A 25,689-nucleotide genomic window follows, 5' to 3' on the forward strand; every position below is an offset into this window, starting at 1 on the left:
AGCCAGAGCCACGGCCGCAGCGTCAGGCGATAGGCGAAGGAGTCCTGCCGGGTCCCGATCCACTGTGTATCAACGACGATGCCGCTGAAGAACCGATCGATTCTTCCATAGGATCGAAACCGCACATGAGCTCTTTTTCCGAGAAAATTGTCGAAATTAAAGTTCTGATCATCACAAAGCGCTTCAACGCGATATTCAAATAAGCTAGATAAACTTTCCGTTCCCTCAAAATGTACCAAAACAAACTTATTGGCGCCGGCGGGTGTGACTAACTCAGCCACACGCCCCTGCTGGTCTGAACTGGTCGAGGCGCCATGATCCACAGTCTGATCCGCGCTAGCTTTCCGGGACGGCTTACGATAAGTCACTATCCGAATGGTTCCCGAAACGTCAATCCTCGACATCCCGAGCGCCAAGATGTCCAACAATAAGAGTCGGGCCGTCGCCCTCGTATCGTTCCTCGCGTTCTTCGCGCCGATCGGGACTGCTTGCGCACAGCCGGCGTACAAGGCATCCGACATCGTCGCCCATTTCGCGCCCGCCAAGAAGGTGAATCTCGGCGCTAGCCGGGCGATCTGCATCGGCACCGAGAGCGAGTGTCCGAAAGACGTTTCGGCGCAGCCGAAGGTCGTGAGCGGCTTCGACCTGCGGATCAACTTCGACTATAATTCGGCGAACCTGACATCGGCGGCCCGCACCAATCTCGATGAGTTCGCGCGCGCCCTGCAGGACCCGACGCTGAACGGATCGCAGTTCGTCGTCGAGGGCCATACCGATGGGACCGGAAGCGATGCCTTTAACCTGGACCTCTCCATGCGGCGAGCCCGCTCGGTAGTCAGCTTCCTCGCGGCGCGGGGCATCCCCTCCGACCGGCTCGAGGCGAAGGGGTTCGGCAAGCTGAAGCCTCTGGTGCTGGATATCCGCTCCGGCGAAAACCGGCGGGTCGAGGCTCACCTGAGATCGGAATAGGGCGCTGGCGGCATGGCCCTCGCCATTGACCCGGCCGAGATCGTCAAACCGATTGGCATCGATTCGCCCTGTGGGGACGACCTCGACGAGGAGGGTGACCTCGATTTCCTGAACGGCCTCGCCCGGGTCGAGGGGCAGCTGCCCGCCTCGTTCCTGACCCGCGACGAGGCGGGCGACCTGCAGACCTTCGATCGATCGACCATCGATTTCGAGCGCGAGAGCAAGCTGCTCCTTGGGCTGCTGGACCGCACCCGCGACCTGCGCCTGCTGGCCCTGCTTGGGCGGCTGGCCATGCTGAACCGCGACCTCGTGGGATTCGGCCACGTGGCGTGCGCCGTCGAGGCGCTGCTCCGGGTCCAATGGGACACGCTGCACCCCCGCGGTGATGCGGATGGCTTCGAGCTGCGCGCTGCCGTCATCCAGACCCTGGAGGACAACCCGACCGTCATCCTGCCCCTGCAGCACCTGCCGCTCTTCCACAGCCGGCGCTACGGCCATATCGATTTCCGCGCGCTGATGATCGCCGACGGGGAGGTCGCGGCCCGCGGCTCCGAGCCGGGACCGGACCGGGTCGCGGTCGAGCGGGCCCTTGCCGAGGCCGATCCCGAGGCCTTGCAGCCAGTCCGGAATGCCCTGACGGCGATCGCCCACGCCTGCGAGGCCATCGAAGCATTGACCGCCTCCCTGGGAGGACACGGCGCCCGCGTCGCCCTCGATCGCCTGCACGGGATCGTAGGCCGGATGCTCGACTTCCTGAAAGGCGCCGCACCCGTCCAGGCCCCCGCCGCCGAGCCGGCCCCGCATGAGCCGGTGGGCCGGGAGACCGTCGCCGGGCCCGAGCCCGTGGCCGCCGCGGTGGGCGCCATCAGCACCACCGCCCAGGCCGGCTCGGCGCTTGCAGCCGCCGCCGCCTACCTGCGGCGGCACGAGCCATCGAGCCCCGCGGAGGTCCTGGTGCGTCAAGCCCAGGACCTGATCGGCCGATCCTTCGTGGATGTGATGCGCATCCTCATGCCGAGCCGCGCCTCCGAGACGACGATCGCCCTCGGTTCGAGCCGCGGCTTGCGCCTGAGCTTCGATCAGCTCGCTGCGGTCCCCGGCGACGGCGAGGACGGCCCGGTACCGGAGGCCACGGCCGATGCCGGGGAAGGCGAGGCCGAGACGGCCTTCCATGTGGGCACACGGGCCGAGATGCTCGCGCTGCTGCGCCAGATTGGGGGCCATTTCCGACGCGTCGAGCCGGCGAGCCCGATACCGCTCCTCCTCGACAAGGCCGTCGGCTTCGCCGACAGGGACTTTCTCGCCATTCTGAAAGACGTCCTGGCCGAAGGGCACGACGAATGAGCCGGCCATGGCCTGGCGTATCTCGAGCCGGCCTTCGGCCTCGCTGATTTCGCCAATAGTAACGCGATCGTAATCGGCCACGAATATTTCCTATCATCCTTCCGAGGGAGGCGCCAATGTGGCTCATCGGGCTGCAAATGCCTGGGATCGGATTTTTTGACCTCTTCAGTGAAGACGAAATTTGATTAAATCTTAAAGCAATGGCGGATTCGGTATTCAATTCGGAGCAGAGTTACGGTTTGCAATCCCATGTGCGTTGACGAAGCCTCAAGCTTGTGTACTGATCGGAATCAGTCAGTCCGCTGAGGGGGCGATTTGTTCCTGTTGGCTTTACTGAAGAGGGCGTCATGGCCGACTCCAGCCATAAGTTCATCAAGCGGAACCGACCGCCCCGCGTGCACATCACCTACGCGGATCCCTACGACGCCGAGCGCAAGATCGAGCTGCCCTTCGTGATGGGCGTGATGGCCGACCTCTCCGGCAACGCGTCCTCCGTGGAGAAGCCCGATATTGCCGATCGCAAGTTCCTCGACGTCGACATGGACAACTTCGAGCAGCGCATGGCCGCGATCGATCCCGCGGCGCGCTTCAACGTCGAAGACAGGCTTTCCGGCGGCAACAGCAAGATGTCTGTCGAGCTGCACTTCAAGAAGATGGACGACTTTGGACCGGCCGCCGTCGCCCGGCAGGTTCCGGCGCTGTCCAAGCTGCTGGGAGCCCGCGAACAGCTCGCGAACCTGCTCCGTTACATGGACGGAAAGGTCGCGGCCAGCGACCAGCTCAAGGCGCTCCTGAAGGACCCTGCCCTCATGGAGGCCCTCGCCCAGCAGCTGTCTCAGGCGCCTCCCGGCGAGAGCACCGAAACGTCCGGTTCCTGAGCGCCCGCTCAAACCTCTCTCTACCCTCGAATTGTGGAACCCCGCGATGGCAGTCGACAGCCCTGGGCTTGCGCAGGATTCTGCTCCGGCAGGCTCGCAGACGACCGAGGCGAACGAATTTGCCGGTCTCCTGAAACAAAGCTTCAAGCCGCGCACCGAGAGGGCGGCGACCGAGGTCGAGAGCGCGGTCGCAACCCTGGTGCGCGAAGCCCTGGCGGATTCCGCGCTCATCAAGGACGAGGTCCTCGACACGATCGAGGAAATGATCGCGCGCATCGACGAGAAGCTGACGGCGCAGGTCAACGCCATCATCCACGCGCCCGAGTTTCAGAAGATCGAGAGTGCGTGGCGCGGGTTGAACTACCTCGTCTTCAACTCGGAGACCGATTCGAGCCTGAAGATCAAGGTGATGAACGCCTCCAAGCAAGAGGTGTTCAAGAACCTGCGCCTGTTCCCTGGCGCCCGCTGGGACCAGAGCCCGCTCTTCAAGAAGGTCTACGAGGCGGAATTCGGCCAGCTCGGCGGCGAGCCCTATGGCTGCCTTATCGCGGATTACGAGTTCAGCCACCTCCCGCAGGACGTGCAATTGCTGCGCGAACTCGGCAAGGTCGCCAGCGCGGCCCACGCCCCCCTTTTCGCGGCCGCCTCGCCGACGCTGCTCGGCATGGATTCCTTCACCGAGCTCGCCAACCCCCGCGATCTCGGCAAGATCTTCGACACGCCAGACTATGCGCAGTGGAAGAGCCTGCGCGACCTTCCGGATTCCCGCTATGTCGGCCTGTGCATGCCCCGGGTCCTGGCGCGGATGCCCTACGGCGCGAAGACCGAGCCGGTGGAGGAATTCGCCTTCGAAGAGGAGAGCGACGGCCATCACGGCGAGAAGTACGCCTGGATGAGCGCGGCTTACGCCATGGCCGTCAACATCAACCGGGCCTACAAGGATTGCGGCTGGACGGTCCGGATCCGCGGTGTCCAGTCCGGCGGCGAGGTCATCAATCTCCCCTGCCACACCTTCCCGACCGATGACGGGGGGGTCGATCTCAAATGCCCGACGGAGATCGCGATCAGCGACCGCCGCGAGGCCGAGCTCGCCAAGTCCGGATTGATTCCGCTCATTCACAGGAAGAACACCGACAAGGCGGCCTTCATCGGGGCCCAGTCGCTCTACAAGCCGAAGCAGTACTTTGGTGCCAATGGCGTTGATCAGACGGCTTCGGACAACCTCTCCTCGCGCCTTCCCTACATGTTCGCGGTCTCCCGCTTCGCGCATTACTTGAAGTGCATGGTGCGTGACAAGATCGGCTCGACCAAGGAGACGGCGCAGCTGACCCGCTGGCTGCAGGAGTGGATCAACGAGTACGTCGACGGCGACCCGACGAACTCGACCGAGCAGACCAAGGCGCGCAAGCCCCTCGCGGCGGCCAGGGTCGACATCTTCCCCGACGAGGAAAACCCCGGATATTACTCCGCGAAGTTCTATCTTCGTCCACACTATCAGCTGGAAGGCATGGATATTGGCATGAGCCTGGTCTCCAGGCTGCCGCAGCCGAAGCAGTGACGATCCGGCCCTCGCATCGAGGCAGCATACGTTAAGTGTCAAGCACAGGGAGAGTTCCCCGGCAGCCGGATGGGGGCCGCAAGCCCCGCACGCGTCAAGGCGTTCGGGAGTTGAGGACGGCTGACTGAGTTCCCCAATTTTTCCCCGAAGCCCCATACAACTTCAACTGAAAGGACGAGACCATGGCCGTCGATATCTTCCTCAAGCTTGAGGGCATCAAGGGTGAGGCGCACGACAGCAAGTACAAGGACGAGATCGACGTCCTGGCTTGGTCGTGGGGCGCGGCCCAGTCCGGCACGACCCATATTGGCTCCGGTTCCGGTTCCGGTAAGGTCAGCATTCAGGATCTGAGCATCACCAAATACATCGACAAGTCGAGCCCGACTTTGTTCCAGCATTGCTGCAGCGGTAAGCACATCAGCAAGGGCAAGCTGATCGTCCGCAAGGCCGGCGACAAGCCGCTCGAGTACCTCACGGTCGATCTCGAGGACATCATCGTGACGCACGTGTCCATGGGCGGCTCCGGCGGCGAGGACCGGCTCACCGAGAACATCACGCTGAACTTCGGCACCTTCCATGTGAAATACGCCGTACAGAACAACGACGGCAGCAAGGGCGCCGAGACCGAGCACAAGTGGCACATCGCCAAGAACGTCGCGGGCTGAGGCGTTCCGGTCAAGCATGATCCGCCGAATTGGACACCGGTTCGGCGGAAGACAATGTGCAAGAACAATGAGCGAGTGCGATCGGAGCCGCGCGGGCTTGCCGGCGCGGCCCCTATTCGGGAGACAGGGATGAAGACCAGGGCAGGCGGCATGCCCGTCCGGAACTCGCTGATGGAAATCTTCCGCATCGCCAACGAGGAGCGCGATGCAAGGCGCCGGGTGGAGGTGACGGACGCGGCGGGCGGCCGGATCGTTCCCGGCCGCCGGCTCCAGCAACGCGCCTCGGTCAACTCCGCCGACCTTCAGCGCAGCGTCAGCCACGACCTTGAGCGGCTGATGAACGTCGTCCACCTCGCGGCCGACCTTGACCTTGAGGACTTCCCCGAGGCACGCCGGTCCATCCTTAATCACGGCTTCGTCGACATCGCGCGGATGACGCTCGACGACGGCGCCGTGACCGGCATCGCGGCGGAGATCGAGACGGCCCTGCGGACCTTCGAGCCGCGCCTCGCGCCGGACTCGATCATGGCCCGGCGCGACCTGGATGTGGACCCCGCCGAGTTGACGCTGCGCTTCTTGGTGCGTGCCGAGATCCGTGCCGACCCGCTCAACGTGCCCGTCGAGTTCGTCGCCGACCTGGACCGGGATACCGGCCGCATGAGGGTCGCACGCCGATGAGCGCTCCGAGCCAGAGAGTGGGGCCCACTGCGTGAACCGCGAATTCCTGGACCTTTACAATCGGGAACTCGGCTTCCTGCGCGACCACGCCCGGGAATTCGCCGAGGAGTATCCGGGGATCGCCGAGCGGCTGGGCGGCCTCGTGGAGAACCAGGGAGATCCGATGGTCACCGGCCTGCTCGAGGGGGCGGCATTCCTGGCGGCCCGGGTCCAGCTGAAGATCAAGAGCGAATTCCCCGAATTCACCCAGAACCTCATCGAACAACTCGTTCCGAACTACCTCGCGCCGACACCGTCCATGGTGCTCGTAAAGGTGAAGCCCAATTTCGGCGATCCCGCCCTGCGCGACGGTCCCCGGATCGCCCGCGGCTCCCGGCTCGACGCCACCTACCGCGAGCGGGAGCGCCAGATCTCCTGCCGCTTCAAGACGACCGGGGAACTCCGGATCTGGCCCTTCGACATCGCGGGGGCCGAGTATATCGGCTCTCCCGGCCAGTTGCAGGTCCTCGGGATCGAGGGGCACGACGCCCTCGCCGGCCTGCGGCTGACCCTCGCCTACCGCACGGCACAGCAGGACGAGCCGGCCCGACATGCGGCTGCCGATCCGCAGAGCCTGTTCGCCGGCTGCCCCGTCGATGAGCTGGTGGTGCATCTCGTCGGCCCGGAGGCCGATGCGGTCGCCCTCTACGAGCAGATCTTCTCCGGCTGCACCGGCCTTCACCTGCGCTACCTCGATTCCTTCGGTGAGCCGGTCCTGCGATCCCTGCCGATCGACAGTCTGGAGCCGATCGGGTTCGGGTCCGACGAGGCGTTGCTGCCGAAGGACAACCGCCTGTTTGACGGCTTCGACCTGCTGCGCGAATACTTCGCCTTCCCGCGCAAGTTCCTCGGGTTCAGGCTCACACGTCTTCGCCAGGCCCTGCAGGCCGTCCAGGCCCAGGCCGTCGAGGTCCTCGTCAGCTTCGGGGAGGCCAATCCGCGCCTGGGCGCCGCCGTGGGCCCGCAGCTCTTCACGCTGCATGCCGTCCCGGCGGTCAACCTCTTCGAGATGAGCCTCGACCGGGTCCCTGTCCGCACGAGCCAGCACGAATACCACCTCGTGGCGGACCGGAGCCGGCCCCTGGATTTCGAGCCTCACCGGGTTCTCCAGGTTCATGCCCACCAGCCGGGCATGGCGGGCAAGGTCCCGGTCCGGCCGCTCTACGCCCCGGCGGACGGCACCGGCGCCTCCGGCCTCTTCTACACGGTGCGCCGCATGCCCCGGCGGCGCTCGTCCCGGGAACGCCAGTTCGGCACGCCCTCGGACTATGTCGGCACCGACCTGTTCCTCTCCCTCGCCGAGCCGGTCGGTCTTGACGCGGAGGGGGGGGTGGCGGAACTGAGCATCCGGGCTCTCTGCTCGAACCGGCACCTCCCGGAACTGCTGCCCGTCGGCGAGTCCGGTGCCGACTTCCGGCTGGCCGACGACGGCACCCTCGACATCGTCTGCTCCGCCGGCCCGACGCGGCCGCGGGAACCCGTGGTGGCGCAGCTCCGGGGGCGGTCGGAGGCGCTCTTCACCGGCGCCGTCTCCTGGCGGCTGATCAGCCTGCTCAGCCTCAACCCCCTGGGCCTCGTCGAGTCGCGGGCCGGACGGGGTGGCGAGGCCCTGCGCGAAGTGCTGATGCTGTTCGCCGACCTGTCCGACAGCGCCGTCGAGCGGCGCATCCGGGGCGTCCGCGCGGTGGACAGCCGGCCGGTCGTCCGGCGGCTGCGCCAGCGCGTCGGCACCGGGACGGCCCGGGGCACGGAGGTGACCGTGACCCTGGACGACAAAGCGTTCGAGGGAACCGGCCCCTATCTCCTTGGCGCGGTCCTCGACCGGTTCTTCGCGGAATATGCCTCGTTGAACCACTTCACTCAGACGGTGGTGCGCACGGTCGAGCGTGGCGAGATCCTGCGCGGTCCTCCCCGGGTCGGCCGCCGGAGGCTGCTATGAGCGCCGCCGACCGCCTCCTCGCCGAGCCCTGGGCCCATGATCTGCTCGCGACCCTGCGCCTGATCGAGCGCTCCCAGCCGGAACGGCCCCGGATCGGGGACAGCGCGACCCGGCGGGAGGATGGCGTCAGCCTCGGCCAGGACCCGTTTCTTGACTTCCCCTCCTCGACCATCGCCGCAGCGGACCGGGACGGGGCCGGGCGGATACGCCTGTTCGTGCGCTTCCTCGGCCTCATGGGCCCCCAGGGCGCGCTGCCGCTCGGCGTGACCGACGAGGCTCACGGCTGGCTGCTGGAGCGCGACGACGCCTTCCCCCGCTTCCTCGACGTCTTCAACCACCGCTTCCTGCAACTGTTCTTCCGCGCCTGGGCGGATGCCCGCCCGATTGCGCAGCACGAACATCCGGAGGCGGACCGGTTCGAGGCCTATGTTGGCTCGGGCATCGGCCTCGGCTCGCCGGCCTTCCGCGGCCTCGACACGGTCCCGGACGCGAGCAAGCTCGCCTTCACCGGGCTCCTCGCGCCGGCGGTCCGCTCGGGCTCGCGTCTGCGCAACGCCATCGAGGGATTATTCGGCTGCCGCGTCGAGGTGGAGGAGTTCGTCGGGACCTTCCTGGTCTTCGAGCCCGGCGAGCGCTCCCTCCTCGGCCGCCGCAACGCGTCCCTCGGGCAGGACGCCCTGCTCGGGCAGAGCGTATACTCGGTCGAGGACCGGATCCGCCTCTGCATCTTCGCTTCCGACCTGCCCGAGTACGAGAGCCTGCTGCCCGGCGGCGCGCGCTGCCGGATGCTGGCGGACCTCGTGCTGTTTTACCTCGGCGACGAACTCGACTGGGATGTGGAGCTCTCCCTGCCCGTCGAGGCGGTGGTGCCGACGCGCCTCGGGTCATCCGGCAAGCTCGGCTACACGAGCTGGCTCGCCAGCGGAGCGGACGGGTCCGGATCCTCCCACCGGCGCGACGCACGCTTCCACCCCGCGGAGCGGGTGGGTCGCCCAGACTATCGTGCAGGGAGCCAATCGTGAGCGACATCAGCCTCGAGACCGTCACGGGCAAGCTCAACCGCGTCGGCTACGACAGCTTCATCCAGGCCCTGCGCCTGGCGCGCTCCGCCGGCCACCGCCATGTCGAGATCGCCCATTGGCTGGCCTGCCTCCACGGGCAGGAATCCAGCGACCTCGTGCTCACCGCCGACAAGTACGGCCTGGACCGGGGGCGGCTCGCGGCCGACCTGGGCAAGGCGCTCGACGCCATGCGGCGCAACGAGACCGAGATGCCCGGCATCGCCAACCACGTGGTCGATCTGCTCGACCGGGGCTGGCACTACGCCACGCTGATGTTTGGCGAGACGCAGATCCGGTCCGGCCACCTGCTGATCGGAGCCCTGAAGACCAACGAGCTGCGCCGGACCCTCCTCGCCCTGTCGCCGGAATTCGGCCGGATCCCGGTCGAGACCCTGATGGGCGAGCACCGGGCCGTCTGGGCGCGGTCGGACGAGGAGAACCTGCGGCCGATGGACGGCGCGGGGCCCGTCGCGGCGGGCACGCCGGGCGCCGCCGCCGCCTCGCCGAAGGGGCAGACCGCCCTCGACCGATTCTCGCAGGATCTCACCGCGCGGGCGCAGTCCGGCGAGATGGACCCGATCCGCGGCCGCGACGACGAGATCCGCCAGCTCATCGACGTGCTGATGCGCCGCCGCCAGAACAACCCGATCCTCACCGGGGAGGCCGGAGTCGGCAAGACCGCCGTGGTGGAGGGCTTCGCCCATGCCATCGCCGCCGGCGCCGTGCCGCCCCCCCTGCGGGACGTGCGCCTCCACGCCCTCGACATCGGCCTGATGCAGGCCGGCGCCTCGATGAAGGGCGAGTTCGAGCAGCGCCTGCGCTCGGTCATCGACCAAGTGCAGTCCTCGCCCAAGCCGATCATCCTGTTCATCGACGAGGCGCATACCCTGATCGGCGCGGGCGGCCAGGCCGGGACGGGCGACGCGGCCAACCTGCTCAAGCCGGCCCTGGCCCGGGGCACCCTCAAGACCATCGCCGCGACGACCTGGGCCGAGTACCGCCAGTACTTCGAGAAGGATCCCGCCCTGACCCGCCGGTTCCAGGCGATCCAGGTCGGCGAGCCGGGGGTGGTTCAGGCCTGCGACATGCTCCGCGGCCTGCTCGAGCCGATGGAGCGCCACCACGGCGTGCGCATCTCGGATGCGGCGGTGGTCGCGGCGGTGAACCTCTCGCACCGCTACATCCCGGCCCGCCAGCTGCCCGACAAGGCCGTGAGCCTGCTCGACACCGCGAGCGCCCGCGTCGCCATCAGCCAGACCTCCGTTCCCGCGGCCATCGCGGATGCCCGGGCGGCGATCCGCGCCAAAGAGAGCGAGCGGGCGGCCCTGACCGCCGACGCCGACCTCGGCCTCGACGTCCCCGACAGGATCGCGGAGATCGACGGTGAGATCGCGGGCCTGCGCGACCGGCTCGACGGCCTGGAGGACGCCTGGTCCCGGGAGACCGGCCTCGTCACCGAGATCCGTGCGCTACGCGCCGCGCTGGCGGCGGGGGAGGGGGCGCCGGACGCGGCGGCGGCCGCCCGGGAGGCGGCCGAGCTGGTGGGCGCCAACCGCGAGGAGGGGCATGGAGACGGCCAGGACGAGGGTTCCGGGTCCGGGGGGCCTTCGCCGGAGGGCACTCCCCTGCCCGAGGGCGGGGAGGCTCGCCGCGCCGCCCTGCGGGAGAAGGCCGGCGCCCTGAGCTGGATCGAGCCCGAGGCGCGGATGATCTACGACCATGTCGATGAGCAGGCCGTGGCCTCCGTCGTCTCCGACTGGACCGGCATCCCGGTCGGCCGGATGGTGCGCGACGAGATCGAGACGGTGCTGCGCCTGCCGGAGATCCTCAACCGGCGCGTGGTCGGGCAATCCCACGGCCTGACGATGGTCGCCAAGCGCATTGAGACCAACCGGGCCAAGCTCGACAACCCGAACAAGCCGATCGGCGTGTTCATGCTCTGCGGCCCCTCCGGTGTCGGCAAGACCGAGACCGCGCTGGCCCTCGCCGAGGCACTCTATGGCGGCGAGCAGAACATGATCACCATCAACATGAGCGAGTTCCAGGAGGCCCACACCGTCTCCACCCTCAAGGGGGCCCCCCCCGGCTATGTCGGCTACGGCGAGGGCGGGCGCCTGACCGAGGCCGTGCGGCGCCGGCCCTACAGCGTGATCCTCCTCGACGAGGTCGAGAAGGCCCATGCCGACGTGCACGAGATCTTCTTCCAGGTCTTTGACAAGGGCGTGATGGAGGACGGCACCGGGCGGCGCATCGACTTCAAGAACACCCTGATCATCCTGACCTCGAATGTAGGCACGGACACGATCATGCAGCTCTCGCAGGACCCCTCCTACGCGAGCGATCCGGAGGCCCTGGCGGTGGCCCTGCGCCCGCAGCTCCTCAAGGTGTTCCCGGCGGCGCTCCTCGGGCGCATCGTGACGATCCCGTATTTCCCGCTCTCGCCAGACATGCTCGGCGGCATCGTCCGCCTCCAGCTCGACCGCATCGGCAAGCGCCTGCGCGAGAACCACGGCGCCTCGTTCCACTACGACGCCGCCGTGGTGGCGCACATCGTGGCCCAGTGCAACGACCCAGATTCCGGGGGCCGGATGATCGATAACATCGTGACGAATACGCTGCTGCCTGAATTGTCGCGCCAAATTCTCCACAGGACCATAAGCAATCTCCAAATTCCAAAGGTCGCTATCAAGATGGACGCGAACGCCTTTGATTTTAGATTTGAATGACATTGCTACACTTCGGCATAATTAAGAATAATTCGACACGCTTTGGACAATGACGGTGGGGTCAATGGACGCAGCCGGTGCGTTGGACGCCAAAAGGGAGGTCACAGGCAATGGCGAGTATTTTAAGGAGCGTAGGGCGTGGGGCCGTCAATCGGCACGATGACGTCGCAAGGATTCAGGCACTCCTGAACGATGCCGTCTACGGCGTCTCGCTCAAGCCGGACGGTAAGATCGGCATCACGACGATTGGTGCCATCGACTACTTCCAGGCCCATGTTCTGAAAACTAAAGCAACGGGGATTATCCGCCCCGACGACGCAGCGGTAACTGTCCTGGAAAATCGAGCGGTTGCGCCACTCTGCGAACAGGAGTCCATCGACCTTCCCAGCGGAGGAAGTACAGCCGCGCTTGCTGCGGCCGATTTCGCTTCGGCGGCTAAAGAGCTCGGTTGCGATGTCGCCGCCATCCAGGCAGTCACCGAGGTGGAGTCAAAGGGAGACGGCTTCTTTCCTTCCAATAGACCCAAGATCCTGTTTGAAGCTCACATTTTTTCTAAACGGACGTTTCATGTGTACGATAGTACTTTTCCGGATATCTCGTCCAAGAAATGGAACAAGGGCCTCTACAAAGGCGGGGAGGCTGAGTACGATCGATTGACCAAGGCGATGGCCCTGGATCGGGTGGCGGCTCTTCAATCCGCCTCCTGGGGCATGTTCCAAATCATGGGCTTCAACGCTAAGGCTTGTGGCTTCGGCACGGTCGAAGACATGGTCGCGGCCATGTTCGAATCGCAGTCTAAGCAATTGGAGGCATTCGTTAAATTCATCAAATCAAGCAAACTTGTCTCAAGCATCAAGTCAAAGGACTGGAAGGCATTTGCAGTAGGATACAACGGTCCTGCCTACGCGGACAATAAATACGATATTAAGCTCGCCAACGCCTACGCCAAATTTTCGAAGTCAGCATCCAAACAAGCGGCCAAGCTATGATGTCGGGACATCAGCGCTCCCTCGGAATCGCGGTCCTTCTCGCGGTCAGTCTGTCGGTGCTGCCCGGTGCCGGTCGCGTGGCGTCGCAGACCGCACCCTCCAAGCCACCCGGCCAGGACACCAACAATCTCGTTCAGTCGGCACTTCCAAAGGGCTCGACGCTTTTGCAGCCCCCCGTTGAGATTAATCTCGGAGACAAGCGCAAAGGTGTTGTCGCGCTCTACAAACAGTCCGAGGACGATACTGTCTTCAATGGGTTTGTTCTCATGTCGAACGGCGGCGGCGAACCCGAGCGGACGTCGCTACCACCTCCACACGAAGTCAACGGACTTTGGGAACTCGACGTCGCGTCCATCCTCACGGTGCCATCCGGAACCGGCCCCCGTGCGCTCGTCATTTTGTATAAGGCGCGACGGTTCGGACTGGAAGACCCACCGGTCAAGGCGGGCTACGTCTACGCTTTCCGCGACGGCGCATGGCGAATCGACGACGCGGGAACCAAACGCCTTCTCGGCGCTGCCGACGCGACAGCGGCGAGAGCCCGCCTTTCCGCGACGCGATGACTGATCGTATTGTCAACAGACACAGTCGAGACGGCCATGAACACATTCGAACAGGTCGATGAGGCCCCATCCGACGCCCTGTCCCTCATCCTGGCCCGGGACGGCGAGAAGCAGTCCGGGACCCTCGTCTGCCCGGCCTCCGCGGCTCCGGGCCGCCTGCCGAAGGATTTCCGCAGCGCGGAGATGCCCCTCAAGGAATCCTTCCGCGCAGCCGTGAAGTTCGCCAACGACTTCAAGGTCGCGATGGTCGTCGTCGATCCCGACGGCCTGTGGCAGCCCGAATGGGGCACGCTCTACCGGGATGACGAGGCCTGACCACGGGGCGGGGGCGGGGCCATGCAGTTCGACATCACCCAGGATGAGTGGCGCTCGTTTGCCATGGGCTTCCATCGCTTCGCCCTCATCGAGGGACCGATGCGCTTCGTCCGGTTCAGCCATTCGGGCCGCGGCAGGAAGGGCAAGCTCGGCCGGTTCTGGATGCATGCCTCCGACGTGGCCGCCCTGCTTGCCCAGCCCGGCACTGGGCGTCACCTGATCGACCGGATCAGCGATGGCTGGGCGATCTGCGACGACTGGGGCGACAAGGCGCTGATGTGGGTGATGACGGTGCCGGCCGGCGCCCGGATCCCGGTGGCGGTCGGCAAGGCCCACTTCCAACCGAAAATTTCCGAGAAGACGCGGGTGCGTCAAGAAGATTCGCAAAGCTGGTCAAGCTGGAATTCGGACGTATACTGGCGTCCGTCGACGCAATCCTATGCCGGCGGCGGACTTCAATACATCATCCCGGTGCGGACCACCGATGGCGAAGAGAACAAGGGCCTCGTCGCACTGATCGGCCCCAAGCTCGAAACCTGGACGGTCGCGTCCAATCCGAGGTTGTTTCTCTCGCCTTGGGAGGCGGCCGCCGGCGTACGGCGGACCTGATGGGCCCATTCTCGCCTAGATCCCGACTCTTTTCTCTTATGTTCACCGGTCTTCGATTGTCGCGACACGCCGTCGAGCAGCGGTTCAACGTCTCGACGATGGTCGAGCTTGGTCGCGGCGATGGGATCTAGCTATCCAACAAGCACGTAGTCTACCGTGTTGCGAATATAGCACATTGATGTGGTTGCGGTCATATCTGCCGCATTGAAATCATTTCGCCCGGAAAAAGTAGTGTAGATAGAGTCGTCGTTGAGGGGTCACGACGGCGCAGCGGCAGGGGCGGCAAGGCTTCTGCGGGGCGAAGACGGCGGCTTCTGTTAAGCGACCGCCGGATACAGGGCTTCAATTGCGGACGTGCCTCGTCCGTCTGTTGCATCGAAGCATTGTTCCGGACGGTGCAGGCTTTCTGGTCAGAAGTAGTCATGGCGCAGCTTTCAAAACGGTTTGGGCGGGGAAGGATGCCTGACGATCGGCCTACGTCCCGTCCCGCCTCCGTGGCGAGGGCCGCCTGGGCACCCTCCGCTGTGATGGGGCTCCTCATCGCCTGCGGCGGTGCTATGGCGCAGACGGCGAGCCAGGTCACGCCGCCGACCTTCCGCCCTCCGCAGGGCGGGGGAAGCGCCGGCCTGGTCTTCTCGGGGCAGCCGGGACTCGCGACGCCGGCGGGGGCCGAGCGCCTCAGCGTGCGCCTGTCGGGGATCGCGGTCGAGAATGCGCCGCCGGGCTTCGCCGCCGAGATTCAGGCCGTCGAATCGCGCCTTATCGGGCGGACGGTCCCGGCCTCGGAGATCTTCGCCGCCTCGCGGGACCTGGAGGCCGCGTTCATCCGCAGCGGAGCCGTGCTGACCCGCGTGGTGCTGCCGGCCCAGACCCTGCGCAACGGCGGCCGGCTGCGCCTCGTTGTCGTGAGCGGGTATATCGACCGGATCGACTTCCGCAACGTGCCCGAGCCAGTCCGCGGGCGCGTCGCCGCCCTGCTGGAGCCGCTGGTGGGCCAGCGTGACCTGCAGCTCGGCGAGATCGAGCGCCGCCTGCTCCTCGCGGGCGATACGCCCGGCACCGCCCTGCGCTCGACCCTGGCCCCCAGCAATGCCCAAGGGGCCACGAACCTCATCATCGACGCGATCTACAAGCCGGTCACCGGTTTCTTCGGCGGCGACAACACCTTCGGCAGGCAACTCGGAGGCTTCTCCCTGGGCGGCGGTCTCGACATCAACACGGCCTTCGGCCTCGGGGAGACCGTCTATTTCCGCGCCTTCGGCCATCCGGGCGGCAACGACAACCTTGGCGTCGGCAGCCCGGCCGGCGAATTTCCGCGGCTTCGCACCTTCGCTGGCGGCTTCATCCTGCCCGTCGGCACGGATGGCCTCACCTTCAACTTCGAGGCCGCCAAGAGCCAGACGACCCCGCGCCTGTCCACCAATTTTCAGACGACAAGCGACTTCGAGCGGTACTCGTTCCGCCTGCGCTATCCGTGGCTGCGCAGCCGCACCGCCAACTTCTATTCGGAGGCGGCCTTCGACGCGACCCGAGACGAACTCGACTTCCTCGCCCCGGGTACTCTCCTGCCGGTGAGCCTCGACAGGCTGCGGGTGGTGCGGCTTAGCGGCCTGGGCGACATCCGGTTCGAGAATGGCGGCGTGCTCGCCGGCAGCGGGACCCTGTCTCTGGGGATCGACGGATTGGGGGCCCGCAGCGCCGCCGACGCCACGCCGATCCTGCCCCTGTCCCGCCTCGGCGCGGATGCCGAGTTCCAGAAGCTCGACGCCGTGGTCACCTACACGCAGCTGCTCTTCGACCCCGTCGTCCTCGGCCTCTATGCCCGGGCGCAGACGTCCTTCGGCCAGCCCCTCGCCCGGAGCGAACAGATCGGCTTCGCCTCGTTCCAGGAACTCTCCACCTTCGATGCGGGGACCCTGGCCGGCGACAGCGGCTTCGTGTTCCGGGGCGAGCTCTCGGCGCCCTTCGCGGTGAACCCCCAGGGCCTGCCCCTCACGGTGGCGCCTTACGTGTTCGGCGCGGGCGGCGCCCTGTTCCTGGAGCGCCCCAGCGCGGTGGAAAAGGCGACGACCCATGTCGGCGCGACGGGCATCGGCGTGCGCTTCCTCAGCCAAGCCTCTCCCACCGACACGCTCACATCCCTGACCCTCGAATTCGGCCGGCGCTTCCGGGACGACGGATTGCCGGACGGCAACCGTTTCACCGTAGTCGGATCCATTCGCTACTGACCAAGCACCGCCGCCTCACCGTCGTCTATCCGAGTCCGAGCGATGAACCGCACCTGTAAAACCCTGCTTCAGGCACTGTTGGCAGGCACCGCGATCACGCAGCCCGGCCTCGTCGGCGCGGGTGAGTTGCCCACCGGCGCCACCACGGTCTACGGCGGCGTCGCCATCTCCACGCCCTCCGCGAACCAGATGACGATCCAGCAGACGACGCCGACCGCGATCGTCAACTGGCAGGGCTTCTCGGTGGGCGCCGGCAACCGCGTCGACATCAACCAGCCCTCGGCCTCCTCGGCGATCCTCAACCGCGTGACCGGGTCGGCGACCTCCACCATCGCGGGGCAGATCAACGCGAACGGGCAGATCTACCTCGTCAATCCGAACGGCATCGCCATCACGTCCTCCGGCACGGTGCGGGCGGGGGCCTTCGTGGCCTCGACCCTCGACATCTCGGACCAGGATTTTGCCTCGGGCAAGCGCACCTTTCGAGGGAACGGACAGTCGGCAGCGGTCTCGAACCAAGGCACGATCGAGATCCAGCGCGGCGGCTATGCGGCGCTGCTCGGCGGCAAGGTGGACAATTCCGGCGTTATCAGCGTGCCGATGGGCCGGGTCGGCCTGGGGGCCGGCGAGCAGGCCACCCTCGACTTCTCGGGCGACGGCTTCCTGCAGGTGGCGATCCCCTCCCGGGACGACGGCTCCGACAGGGCGCTGATACAGCACAGCGGCCGGATCTCCGCGCCGGGCGGGCAGGTGGTGATGCAGGTGGCCACCGCCCGGGCTGCCGCGCGCAATGCTATCAACCTCTCCGGGATTATCGAGGCGCACAGCATCGGGGGGCGCAACGGTGCCATCGTCCTCGGCGGTGGCGACGGCGGAACCGTCACGGTGTCCGGCAGGCTCGATGTCTCCGCCCGCGCCGCCGTCTCGCGCCATGTGGCCCGCTCCACGCCGCGCCAGGCCGCCAGGGGCGGCGACATCACGGTGACCGGCGACGCGATCCGCCTTCAGGGCGCCGCCCTGCTGGCCGACGGCCAGGCGGGTGGCGGCACGATCCGCGTCGGTGGAGGCTTCCAGGGGCGGGGGACGCTCCAGAGGGCGAGCACGACCTCCGTCGATGCGGCGACGACGCTCAGCGCGAATGCCGGACGGACGGGCAATGGCGGCGACGTCGTGGTGTGGTCCGACCACCGCACCGCCTTCACCGGGCTCATCAGTGCCACCGGTGGTGCCCAGGGGGGCAATGGCGGTCAGGCGGAGGTTTCGAGCAAGGGCGTCCTCGCCTACGACGGCACGACGATCCTCACCGCGGCCAAGGGCAGCTTCGGCACCCTGCTGCTCGACCCGTACAACGTGACGATCTCCACCGGGACCGACACAAACCCGACCGGCTTCGCGGCCACGGGCAACGATTCGGTGATCAACGCGACGACCCTGCAGAATGCCCTGCGCAGCGCCAACGTGACGGTCACGACGGGCGGCTCCGGCAGCGCTGGAAGCCAGGCCGGCGACATCACCGTCGCGGCGCCGGTGATCTGGGGAACCGGAAACGGCGGCGGCCAGACGATCCTGACGCTCAGCGCCTCTCGCTCGATCATCGTCAACTCGCCCCTGACCGTCAGCGGGAGCGGCGGCTTGGTCCTCAACACCCGGCAGGGCGACGGCAGCGGATCGCTGAGCTTCGGGCCGAGTGGGAGGGCGAGTTTTACTGGCAGCACGGCGGGACAGAGTCTTACTATCAACGATGTGCCGTACACGATCATAAATAACGCAACGAATTTTGCTCTCTTGTTCCGGCCGGAAAATATTAACGGCAGATTCGCCATTGCGTCCGACTTGAATGCCGCGGATCTTGCTGAGTTCGGCATTCGGCTTTCGCCGATCGGGACCCAATCGGCGCCGTTCGGCGGCTCGTTGGAGGGCCTGGGTCATACCATCAGCGGATTGAATATCACCTCCGCGGCTCAATATGTCGGCCTGTTCGGTTACGCGAATGGTGCGATAATCGAGAATTTGAGGCTCAATAACGTCAACGTCACCAGCACTTATGCGGGCGCGAGCGACAGCTTTGTCGGTGGACTGGTCGGCTTTGCCACGAATTCTACGATTGCGAACATCACGATCAACGGGACCGTGACGAGCGGTACGGCTCCCGGTTCGCGAACCTTCGCCCATACGGGCGGCTTGCTCGGAGTGAATTCCGGCAGCGTCACAGGTTCGAGCTTCGGAGGAACCGTACGGGGTGGTGGGGGAACGGAATCCGAAACGGGCGGCCTGGTCGGCACCAACCAGGATGCCGGATCGATTGCGCAATCATTCTCGACCGCGAACGTGTTCGGAGGCAGTGCGTCCAACTCGAGCACTGACACAGGAGGGCTGATCGGCTGGAATACGAGTTCCGGGACTGTCTCTCAGGTCTACGCGACCGGAGCCGTCACGGGAGGGGCTGGGATAGGCGGAACGTCGGGGAGCTACACGGGTGGCTTGATCGGGCGCGTCGAAGGAGCGGGTCCATTACGGCAGGCTTACGCTACAGGGGCGGTCCAGGGCGGCAATGCGAACGGGCGAAGCGCAACGGGCGGCCTCCTCGGCTACTCCACGCAATCGTTTAGCCAAGCCTACGCAGTGGGGCGGGTCACCGCCGGCACTGGTCCCAACGTCTCGACGGGAGGTCTCGTCGGCTTCGTCAACAGCGGCACGGCATCGGCCTCGTTCTGGGACACCTCTACGACAGGGCAAGGCGCTGCCACGGGCAATAACGGAAACCCGGCCGGGACGACTCCTCTGACGACCGCGCAGTTCCAAAACGCCGCGACCTTCGTGCCGCTCGCGTCCAGCCAGGGCTGGGACTTCCAGACCACGTGGTCGCCGCCGACAGCGAGCTCCTATCCGCAACTTTACAGCATCTCGGGGGGCGCCCCCACTGGAACTGGTCAGACGCCGACGACCGATCCCGCCACGCAGGCCAACAACCTCAACAACGCCAGGGTCACGCCCAACATCACGACCATCCTGCCGAACTTCAACGTGGCCGCTCTCAGCTTGGCCGACTCCCTCGAACTCAATGGCGGCGGCGGCCCAACCCTCGGCCTTGGTCAGGGAAGCACCACCGGGGACGGCAGTTCCACGCGCGCTGGCGCGCAGAGCGCTTTGAACTCGGTCCAGCGGGCCTCCAACCTCCTCGAAGAGAGGCTCGCCGCCTGTGATAGCAAATCGGGCTCGGCGTCACGCAGGATCGCCAATTGCTACAGCGACGCCCTTGGCGGCTTCGCCGATCAGTTGGATATTCAACTGCAGCAACTGCCCCCGGCCTTCCGCGGCCTGCCTGCCGTGATCCGTCAGGCGGCCCAGCAGGTGAAAGCGGCCAGGACGGTTGCTGAAGCGCGGGCGGCCGTCGCCGTCGCCGTGGTAGCCGTGCGCAAGGCGATCTCTCTGCTCCGGGCGGACGAGCCGGCCGTGACCCGTATTCAATTGAGGCAAGGCAATGCGATCGCCTCCGCCCTACGCACCGTCGACAGCCGCCTCTCGCGTGCCGTCGGACTCTAGCCGGCGGGCCTCCTTGCCCCGGCTGGGCCGTCTGGCACGGACCTCGGTCCTGTGGGGATGGGTGGCGATCGGGTTCGCCGGCCCAGTCACGGCCACCAGCGAAAAGCGCGTCGCGCTGGTCATCGGGAATGCGGCTTACGCGGCGTTTCCGACTCTCACGAACCCTCGGAACGATGCGGCCGACATCGAGACGGCGTTCAAGCTCCTGGGCTTTACCGTTCTGAAGGGGAGCGACCTCACCCGCCCGGACATGCTCGCCCTCATCGCCCGCTTCAAGGCCGAGGCGAAGGACGCGGACACCGCGGTCGTCTATTACGCGGGGCACGGCTTCCAGATCGAACAGCGGAACTACCTCGTCCCGGTCGATGCGGTGATCAAAAAGGCCGACGACGTTCGCAGCCAGACCATCGATCTCTCGGACATCACCTCGAGCCTCGACGGCAGCCGCAGCAACCGCCTGATCTTTCTCGATGCCTGCCGGGACAATCCCCTACGGGGCAGTGCCGGACAGATCGGCCTCTCGTCGCAGCTGCAGGACGGCCTCGCCCGGGTCGGTAGCGCCGCCGGCTTCCTGTTCGCCTACGCTACGCAGCCCGACAACCGGGCGTATGACGGCGGCGGCCGCAATAGCCCCTTCGCGGAGGCCCTTCTCGGCCATCTCTCCGTCCGGGGGCAGGACGTGAACTCCATGATGATTGAGGTGCGCAAGGACGTGATCGCCGCCACGGGCGGCATCCAGGTGCCGTGGGAGAACTCGTCCCTGACGAAGCAATTCTACTTCGCCCCCGGTCCGGCCGCGTCCCTGTCACCCGAGACCCAGCTCTGGCAGCTGGCCGCCTCGACCCGGGATCCGAGCCTCCTGCGGGTCTACATGGACCGCTTTCCCGAAGGCGCCCACGCCAAGGAAGCGCAGCAGATCGTCAAGGTCGCCTCCCTCGATCCGACGATCCAGAGCGCGTCGCGCAGCACCTCGGACGTGGACCGCGTCTCGGACGACCGGCTCTGGGATCTCGCGCAGCGTTCGCGGATCAGGGCCCTCGTTGAGTTCTACATCGAGCGCAGGCCCGACGGCCGGCATCTCACCTCGGCGCGCGAGCTTCTCCGGTCGCTGCCGAGCAATGAGGACGCCGACCTCAAGCCGGAGGCGGTTTGCGAACGCAACGCTACCCACCCGCGCGACGCGACCGCCAACACGCCCGGCGTCCCCCTCGGCGAACTCGCCCGCAACGGCGAGGCGACCGTCGCCGCCTGCCAGTCTGCCCACGACGCGCATCCGGAGGTGCCTCACTATGCGGCGCTGCTGGCGCGGGCCCTCGCGGCCACGGGCCAGCGCGCGGATGCGATCGCCCTGTATCGCTCCGCCGCCGACCGGGGCGACCTGCGGGCGATGGTCAGCCTCGGGCTCATCCTCGAGACGGGCGACGGCACCTCCCGGGACCCCAAGGCGGCCTACGCGCTGTATGCCCGGGCCGCAGAGCGGGGAAGCCCCGACGGGGCGATCAACCTCGCGGTCGCCCTGTTGGAAGGGCACAGCATTGCCCGCAACCCGACCCGCGCCATCGAACTGCTGAGGCGCGCCTCGGATGCCGGTTCGGCCATCGCCAATTACAATCTCGGCGTGCTGGCGGAACGGGGGGTCTTCAAGGACGGGCGGGCGCTCACCTACTTCATCCGAGCCACGGAGCTCGGCGATCCCCGCGGATTCCTCTCGGCCGCGATCCTGCTCGACGAGGGCCGGACCGTATCGAAGAACCCGGGCGATGCCGCCGAGATGCTCCTGCGGGGAGCGGCGTCCGATACGGGCGAGGTCATCAACCAGGTCGTGCACCACCCCGATTCGTGGTCCCAGGATACCCTTCGCTCTCTGCAATCGAAGCTCCAGAGCGTGGGCTTCTATGGCGGCTCCCTCGACGGGAAGGGCGGCGCGAAGATGCGCCAGGCCCTTGAGCGCTGGCGCCAGACGGGGACGATGTTTCTTCAATAGAGATCCGGCATGTATGGGCGAAGCTGTTGATCTGCGGAATGCAGAATCCAATTAAAAATCGCTCACCAATGTGAATATCCGCTGCCCTCGCGAGCGGATGTGTTCTAATGGCGCTGAGGCTGGGTGGGGCGGCACTTCGGGTGCGAACATTTCGGCCAGGGGGTCCGGCGGGCCGGCTCACCGTTTCGAAGGCGAAGCATGGACACGAAGCGGATCGCGGTCTTTGCCGGCGGGACTGCCGCCTTCGTCGCCACGGTGGCGGCCGGCGCCTTTGCGATCGTCAGCCTGTCCCCCGGAGAGAAGCGGCTCGCCGGAACCGGGCAGCAGGCGGTTCTCCTCGAGGTGCCGACGGCGCCCAGGCCTTTCAATTCGCTGACGCCCCCGCCCCCGCCCGCCCCGCCGTCAGGCGATCTGGCCGAGCCTGAGCGGGACGACCGGCCGAATACCCGCGGAAAGCCCGGCAAGGCGACGATGCGCGAGGCGGAACCCGTGCCTCCGCCCGCCGCCCCCGCGCCGGCATCCAGACGGACGGATCCGCCGGTGAAAGCCGATGTCAAGCCTGCCCGGTCCCCGGAGGCCCTCCAAGCGCCTCCCGTGCCGAAACCCCAGCTCCATGTGGAGGGCTTGCTCACCGCGACGGAGATCCGCCGCATGAGGCTTTCCCTTCGGCTCACCCGTGAGCAGGAGGCCTTTTGGCCTCCGGTCGAGCAGGCCCTGCGGGAACTCGGAGCCCAGCAGGAGGCCCTGCACCGCGCCGGCCAGGACCCGAAGGACGCGTTCGGTGTGGGGGCCGGCATGCGGATCTACTCGGCGGCCCGCCCTCTCCTCGATGTCCTTACCGAAGACCAGAAGGCGCAGGTCCGCGCCCGCGCCCGTGCCCTCGGTTTTGGTGCGATCGCTTCGTCGCTTTGAGCTTCCGCTCTGATCGGCCTCTCGTGACTAGCACTACCTGGGCACTTTGAGGGGCGGTGGGCGTTTTGATCCCGCGGTGGCACTGCGGGAGATGGACATGGGCGAGAGATCGTCGGGGCCGGACCTCGATGTATGGCTGGCCCCGTTTCTGGCTGCGATGGGGCGCAAGACGCGGCGGACCTGGGCGCCGCTGTACCTGCGCGGCCTGCTCGGTCCCGGTGATCGCAAGAGCCTGCAGCCGATGGCGGCCCGCCTCGGATTGCCGGGCCACGACCAACTGCAACACTTCATCGCCAGCCCCGCCTGGCACGACAGCCCGCTCTGGACGGAGCTGGCCCGCTCCGCAGACCGGCTGGTCGGCGGATCCGATGCCTGCCTGGTGATCGACGACACGGCCCTGCCGAACAAGGGCACGCACTCGGTGGGCGTGGCGCGCCAGTACTGTGGGGCGCTCGGCAAGAAGGCCCATTGCCAATCGCTCGTCTCGCTCACCGTGGCGCGGGGCGAGGTGCCCGTGCCGGTTGCCCTGCGCCTGTTCCTGCCGGAGGAGTGGCTCGCTGACCCGCAGCGGTGTGAGAGGGCGGGCGTACCCGAGGCGGCGGTCGTACCGCAGCGCAAGGGCGAGATCGCGCTCTGCGAACTCGATCGCCTGCGAGCCGAGGGCGTCTGCTTCGGTGTGGTGCTGGCCGATGCCGGCTATGGCTGTAGCGCCGTGTTCCGCCATGGCCTCGACGCGCGCGGGCTGGCCTGGGCGGTCGGGATCGCCAGGAACCAGAAGGTCTACGATCCCGGCGTGCGGCTGGTGGAGCCGGGCGGGCGGGCGCACAAACCCGTGCCGGATCAGGAGCCGCGGGAGGCCGAGGCGGTTCTAGCCTCGCTGCCCTGGCGGCGCGTGACGTGGCGGCAGGGCACGAAGGGCGCGCTCTCGGCCCGGTTCGCCATGACCCGCGTGCGGGTGGGCGACGGCCCGGTCTGGGCCAACAACCGTTATCTGCCGGGCGACGAGGTCTGGTTGGTGGGCGAGTGGCGCGCCTCGGGCGAGCGCAAGTTCTACCTGTCCAACCTGCCGCCCCGCACGACCCGGTGGGCCTTGGCCGGCACGATCAAGGCGCGCTGGGTCTGCGAGCATGTCCACCAGCAGCTCAAGGAGGAACTCGGCCTCGACCACTTCGAGGGCCGCTCCTGGACCGGCCTGCACCGGCACGCGCTGATGACGTGCATCGCCTGCGCCTACCTGCAGCATCTGCGCCTTGCTCGGCCCGAACGAGCGGGTCGGGGGAAAAAAGGTGGCCGGCCTCCGAGGACCGCCGCCGTCTCCGAGCTTGCCGGCCGTGCGTCAGGCCATCATCGGCCGACTGTTCGTGGTGCTCATCCCGCCCGTGCAATGCCCGCACTGCCGGCGTCACTTCCGGCTGCCATCTGACCTCAAAGTGCCCAGGTAGTGCTAGGTCGGGTTAATGTCGGTAGGAAACCGTTAGGTTTTATGACGGCCCTTCTGCGAAGCAGACCTGCCGTCTACGACATGAGTCCCGAGGGTGTTCGACGTAGCGTCTCGGAGGGCAGGGATCGCTGCCGACCGATGGGGGATCATCCCACCGAGCCGTCGTCCAACCAAGCCAATGCCCGTCTCGTTCGATCGGCCTCGCGCTCAACCGCCCGCCGGTCCGGGCAATCGGGCCTGCGCAGCCGCCGCTCATACCCGCGTAACTCCCGCTCGAGCAGAGGTTTTTGAGCCTGCCACAGGTCCCACTTCGCCTTCTCCTGCTTTGTGGCCGGGCCGACGATCCGTGCCGTGCCTGCATACATGTCGATCCGGACGTGATCGGGGTGTGGCAGAGGTTCAGGACCCCCGATGCCCAGCCGTGCGCGGCGATCCAGTTCCTGCTCCCACTCGAGCTTGTAGGTCAGGGCCACGCCGAGCCATTCCTCGTGCCGGCGCCGCCGTTCGCCTTCTGTCGTCGCCAGCAATTCTGCAAACTGGCGCTGGGCCCGATGATGCCCCTTGGCGGCGTTGACCGCCAGCGAGCGTATCACCGCCTGCGCCATCGGCATCGAGATCGGCCCGCTCGCATCGTTCACTTGGATCGTGCGGTAGGCCTCCGCCAGGACGATCGCCTTCAGCCGTTCCTCCTGCGGCGAGGGGAGGGGCGATGCCTTCCTCGTTCCGCTCCCCCGGGGCCGCCCGGCCGGATTGCCCGATTGTCCCTTGCAGAAGCGGCTCGCCACCGGTGGCTTGCCGTAGCCCACCGCGTAGCCGTCCGGGACAGGACGCCGTGATAATGCACGCCTATGCTCGTTGGATTCGTCACTCACGCGGCGGCCCTTTCGTCGGAACGGCGATCGAACCCGCAGGCGATCAACACCGCCTCGTCCCCGGCGAAGTTCTCCCAGCGCCGGATGATCCGGTCGCAGTAGAGTGGGTCGAGCTCGCAGAGGTAGCCCCGGCGCCCGGTCTTATGGGCGGCGATCGCGGTCGAGCCCGACCCGCCGAACAGGTCGAGGACGATGCCGCCCCGGGCCGAGACGTCCTTGATGGCGTCCGCGATCACCCGCCCCTCGGCATGGACCGAGGACGGATTGCCCGGCAGCGCCAGGGCGCGCGCCACCGCCTCCGCCACCGCCGGACGGACCGGGGCGGTCGCATTGTGGTCGAGATAGGCGCGCACCTGCTCCATCACCGGACGCTTCG

The 25,689-nt window shown here is 66.8% G+C and carries 20 protein-coding genes and 1 pseudogene; 18 read left to right on the forward strand and 3 right to left on the reverse strand.

Annotation, left to right across the window (positions count from 1 at the left end; genetic code table 11):
• Positions 1 to 323 (reverse strand): contractile injection system protein, VgrG/Pvc8 family (locus MKK53_RS09330; RefSeq protein ID WP_313901539.1); only part of this gene is annotated, 323 nt, incomplete at its 3' end.
• 94 nt (positions 324 to 417) lie between these two features.
• On the opposite strand from MKK53_RS09330, the gene MKK53_RS09335 reads away from it, so the two are divergent.
• The 18 genes from MKK53_RS09335 to MKK53_RS09420 all read left to right on the forward strand — a co-directional run bounded on the left by MKK53_RS09335 (position 418) and on the right by MKK53_RS09420 (position 24,423).
• The gene (locus tag MKK53_RS09335; protein WP_243928423.1) at positions 418 to 969 is read left to right on the forward strand and encodes an OmpA family protein; all 552 of its coding nucleotides are present in this window, start codon (positions 418 to 420) and stop codon (positions 967 to 969) included.
• Positions 970 to 981: 12 nt separating this feature from the next.
• A complete protein-coding gene (locus MKK53_RS09340) occupies positions 982 to 2,313 on the forward strand; it encodes a type VI secretion system ImpA family N-terminal domain-containing protein (RefSeq protein WP_243928424.1) in 1,332 nt (443 codons plus the stop codon).
• Positions 2,314 to 2,660: 347 nt separating this feature from the next.
• A complete protein-coding gene (tssB, locus tag MKK53_RS09345; RefSeq protein WP_243928425.1) occupies positions 2,661 to 3,191 on the forward strand; it encodes a type VI secretion system contractile sheath small subunit in 531 nt (176 codons plus the stop codon).
• Positions 3,192 to 3,237: 46 nt separating this feature from the next.
• On the forward strand, positions 3,238 to 4,749 hold the full coding sequence (tssC, locus tag MKK53_RS09350) for a type VI secretion system contractile sheath large subunit (protein WP_243928441.1): 1,512 nt from the start codon (positions 3,238 to 3,240) through the stop codon (positions 4,747 to 4,749).
• A 182-nt stretch (positions 4,750 to 4,931) separates the two neighbouring features.
• The gene (locus MKK53_RS09355) at positions 4,932 to 5,414 is read left to right on the forward strand and encodes an Hcp family type VI secretion system effector (RefSeq protein WP_243928426.1); all 483 of its coding nucleotides are present in this window, start codon (positions 4,932 to 4,934) and stop codon (positions 5,412 to 5,414) included.
• A gap of 171 nt (positions 5,415 to 5,585) precedes the next feature.
• Entirely contained in the window at positions 5,586 to 6,092 is a 507-nt protein-coding gene (gene tssE / locus MKK53_RS09360; RefSeq protein WP_243928427.1) for a type VI secretion system baseplate subunit TssE, read from the forward strand.
• A gap of 31 nt (positions 6,093 to 6,123) precedes the next feature.
• Positions 6,124 to 8,070: a type VI secretion system baseplate subunit TssF gene (gene tssF / locus MKK53_RS09365; protein ID WP_243928428.1), complete on the forward strand. Its 1,947-nt coding sequence runs from the start codon at positions 6,124 to 6,126 to the stop codon at positions 8,068 to 8,070.
• Entirely contained in the window at positions 8,067 to 9,092 is a 1,026-nt protein-coding gene (tssG, locus tag MKK53_RS09370; protein WP_243928429.1) for a type VI secretion system baseplate subunit TssG, read from the forward strand. Before tssF ends, tssG begins: the two co-directional genes overlap by 4 nt.
• Positions 9,089 to 11,857 carry a type VI secretion system ATPase TssH gene (gene tssH / locus MKK53_RS09375; protein WP_243928430.1) on the forward strand — a complete coding sequence of 923 codons (2,769 nt, stop codon included), beginning with the start codon at positions 9,089 to 9,091 and terminating at the stop codon, positions 11,855 to 11,857. Before tssG ends, tssH begins: the two co-directional genes overlap by 4 nt.
• 110 nt (positions 11,858 to 11,967) lie before the next feature.
• The gene (locus MKK53_RS09380) at positions 11,968 to 12,846 is read left to right on the forward strand and encodes an N-acetylmuramidase family protein (RefSeq protein ID WP_243928431.1); all 879 of its coding nucleotides are present in this window, start codon (positions 11,968 to 11,970) and stop codon (positions 12,844 to 12,846) included.
• A gap of 77 nt (positions 12,847 to 12,923) precedes the next feature.
• Complete coding sequence (locus MKK53_RS09385) at positions 12,924 to 13,409, forward strand: hypothetical protein (protein WP_243928432.1); 486 nt, start codon at positions 12,924 to 12,926, stop codon at positions 13,407 to 13,409.
• Between the two features lie 36 nt (positions 13,410 to 13,445).
• Complete coding sequence (locus MKK53_RS09390; protein WP_243928433.1) at positions 13,446 to 13,724, forward strand: hypothetical protein; 279 nt, start codon at positions 13,446 to 13,448, stop codon at positions 13,722 to 13,724.
• Between the two features lie 21 nt (positions 13,725 to 13,745).
• Positions 13,746 to 14,333, forward strand: a complete 588-nt coding sequence (locus MKK53_RS09395) for a hypothetical protein (RefSeq protein WP_243928434.1) — start codon at positions 13,746 to 13,748, stop codon at positions 14,331 to 14,333.
• Between the two features lie 527 nt (positions 14,334 to 14,860).
• Positions 14,861 to 16,561 (forward strand): ShlB/FhaC/HecB family hemolysin secretion/activation protein, encoded by a 1,701-nt coding sequence (locus MKK53_RS09400; RefSeq protein ID WP_243928435.1) that lies wholly within the window; start codon positions 14,861 to 14,863, stop codon positions 16,559 to 16,561.
• A gap of 42 nt (positions 16,562 to 16,603) precedes the next feature.
• A complete protein-coding gene (locus MKK53_RS09405) occupies positions 16,604 to 20,104 on the forward strand; it encodes a filamentous hemagglutinin N-terminal domain-containing protein (RefSeq protein WP_243928436.1) in 3,501 nt (1,166 codons plus the stop codon).
• A gap of 61 nt (positions 20,105 to 20,165) precedes the next feature.
• The gene (locus tag MKK53_RS09410; protein ID WP_243928437.1) at positions 20,166 to 22,088 is read left to right on the forward strand and encodes a caspase family protein; all 1,923 of its coding nucleotides are present in this window, start codon (positions 20,166 to 20,168) and stop codon (positions 22,086 to 22,088) included.
• A gap of 198 nt (positions 22,089 to 22,286) precedes the next feature.
• The gene (locus MKK53_RS09415; protein ID WP_243928438.1) at positions 22,287 to 23,000 is read left to right on the forward strand and encodes a hypothetical protein; all 714 of its coding nucleotides are present in this window, start codon (positions 22,287 to 22,289) and stop codon (positions 22,998 to 23,000) included.
• 97 nt (positions 23,001 to 23,097) lie between these two features.
• On the forward strand, positions 23,098 to 24,423 hold the full coding sequence (locus tag MKK53_RS09420; protein WP_243928439.1) for an IS701 family transposase: 1,326 nt from the start codon (positions 23,098 to 23,100) through the stop codon (positions 24,421 to 24,423).
• Positions 24,424 to 24,587: 164 nt separating this feature from the next.
• Here the strand turns inward: MKK53_RS09420 and MKK53_RS09425 are convergent, their stop codons facing one another.
• Together MKK53_RS09425 and MKK53_RS25715 are read right to left on the reverse strand one after the other, a co-directional pair.
• A complete protein-coding gene (locus MKK53_RS09425) occupies positions 24,588 to 25,247 on the reverse strand; it encodes a DUF5681 domain-containing protein (protein ID WP_243928440.1) in 660 nt (219 codons plus the stop codon).
• A gap of 191 nt (positions 25,248 to 25,438) precedes the next feature.
• A pseudogene (locus tag MKK53_RS25715) lies at positions 25,439 to 25,675 on the reverse strand (DNA methyltransferase); the annotation flags it as partial.
• Between the last annotated feature and the right edge of the window lie 14 nt (positions 25,676 to 25,689).

The sequence above is a fragment of the Methylobacterium sp. J-076 genome, from assembly GCF_022829405.1.
GTDB lineage: Bacteria > Pseudomonadota > Alphaproteobacteria > Rhizobiales > Beijerinckiaceae > Methylobacterium.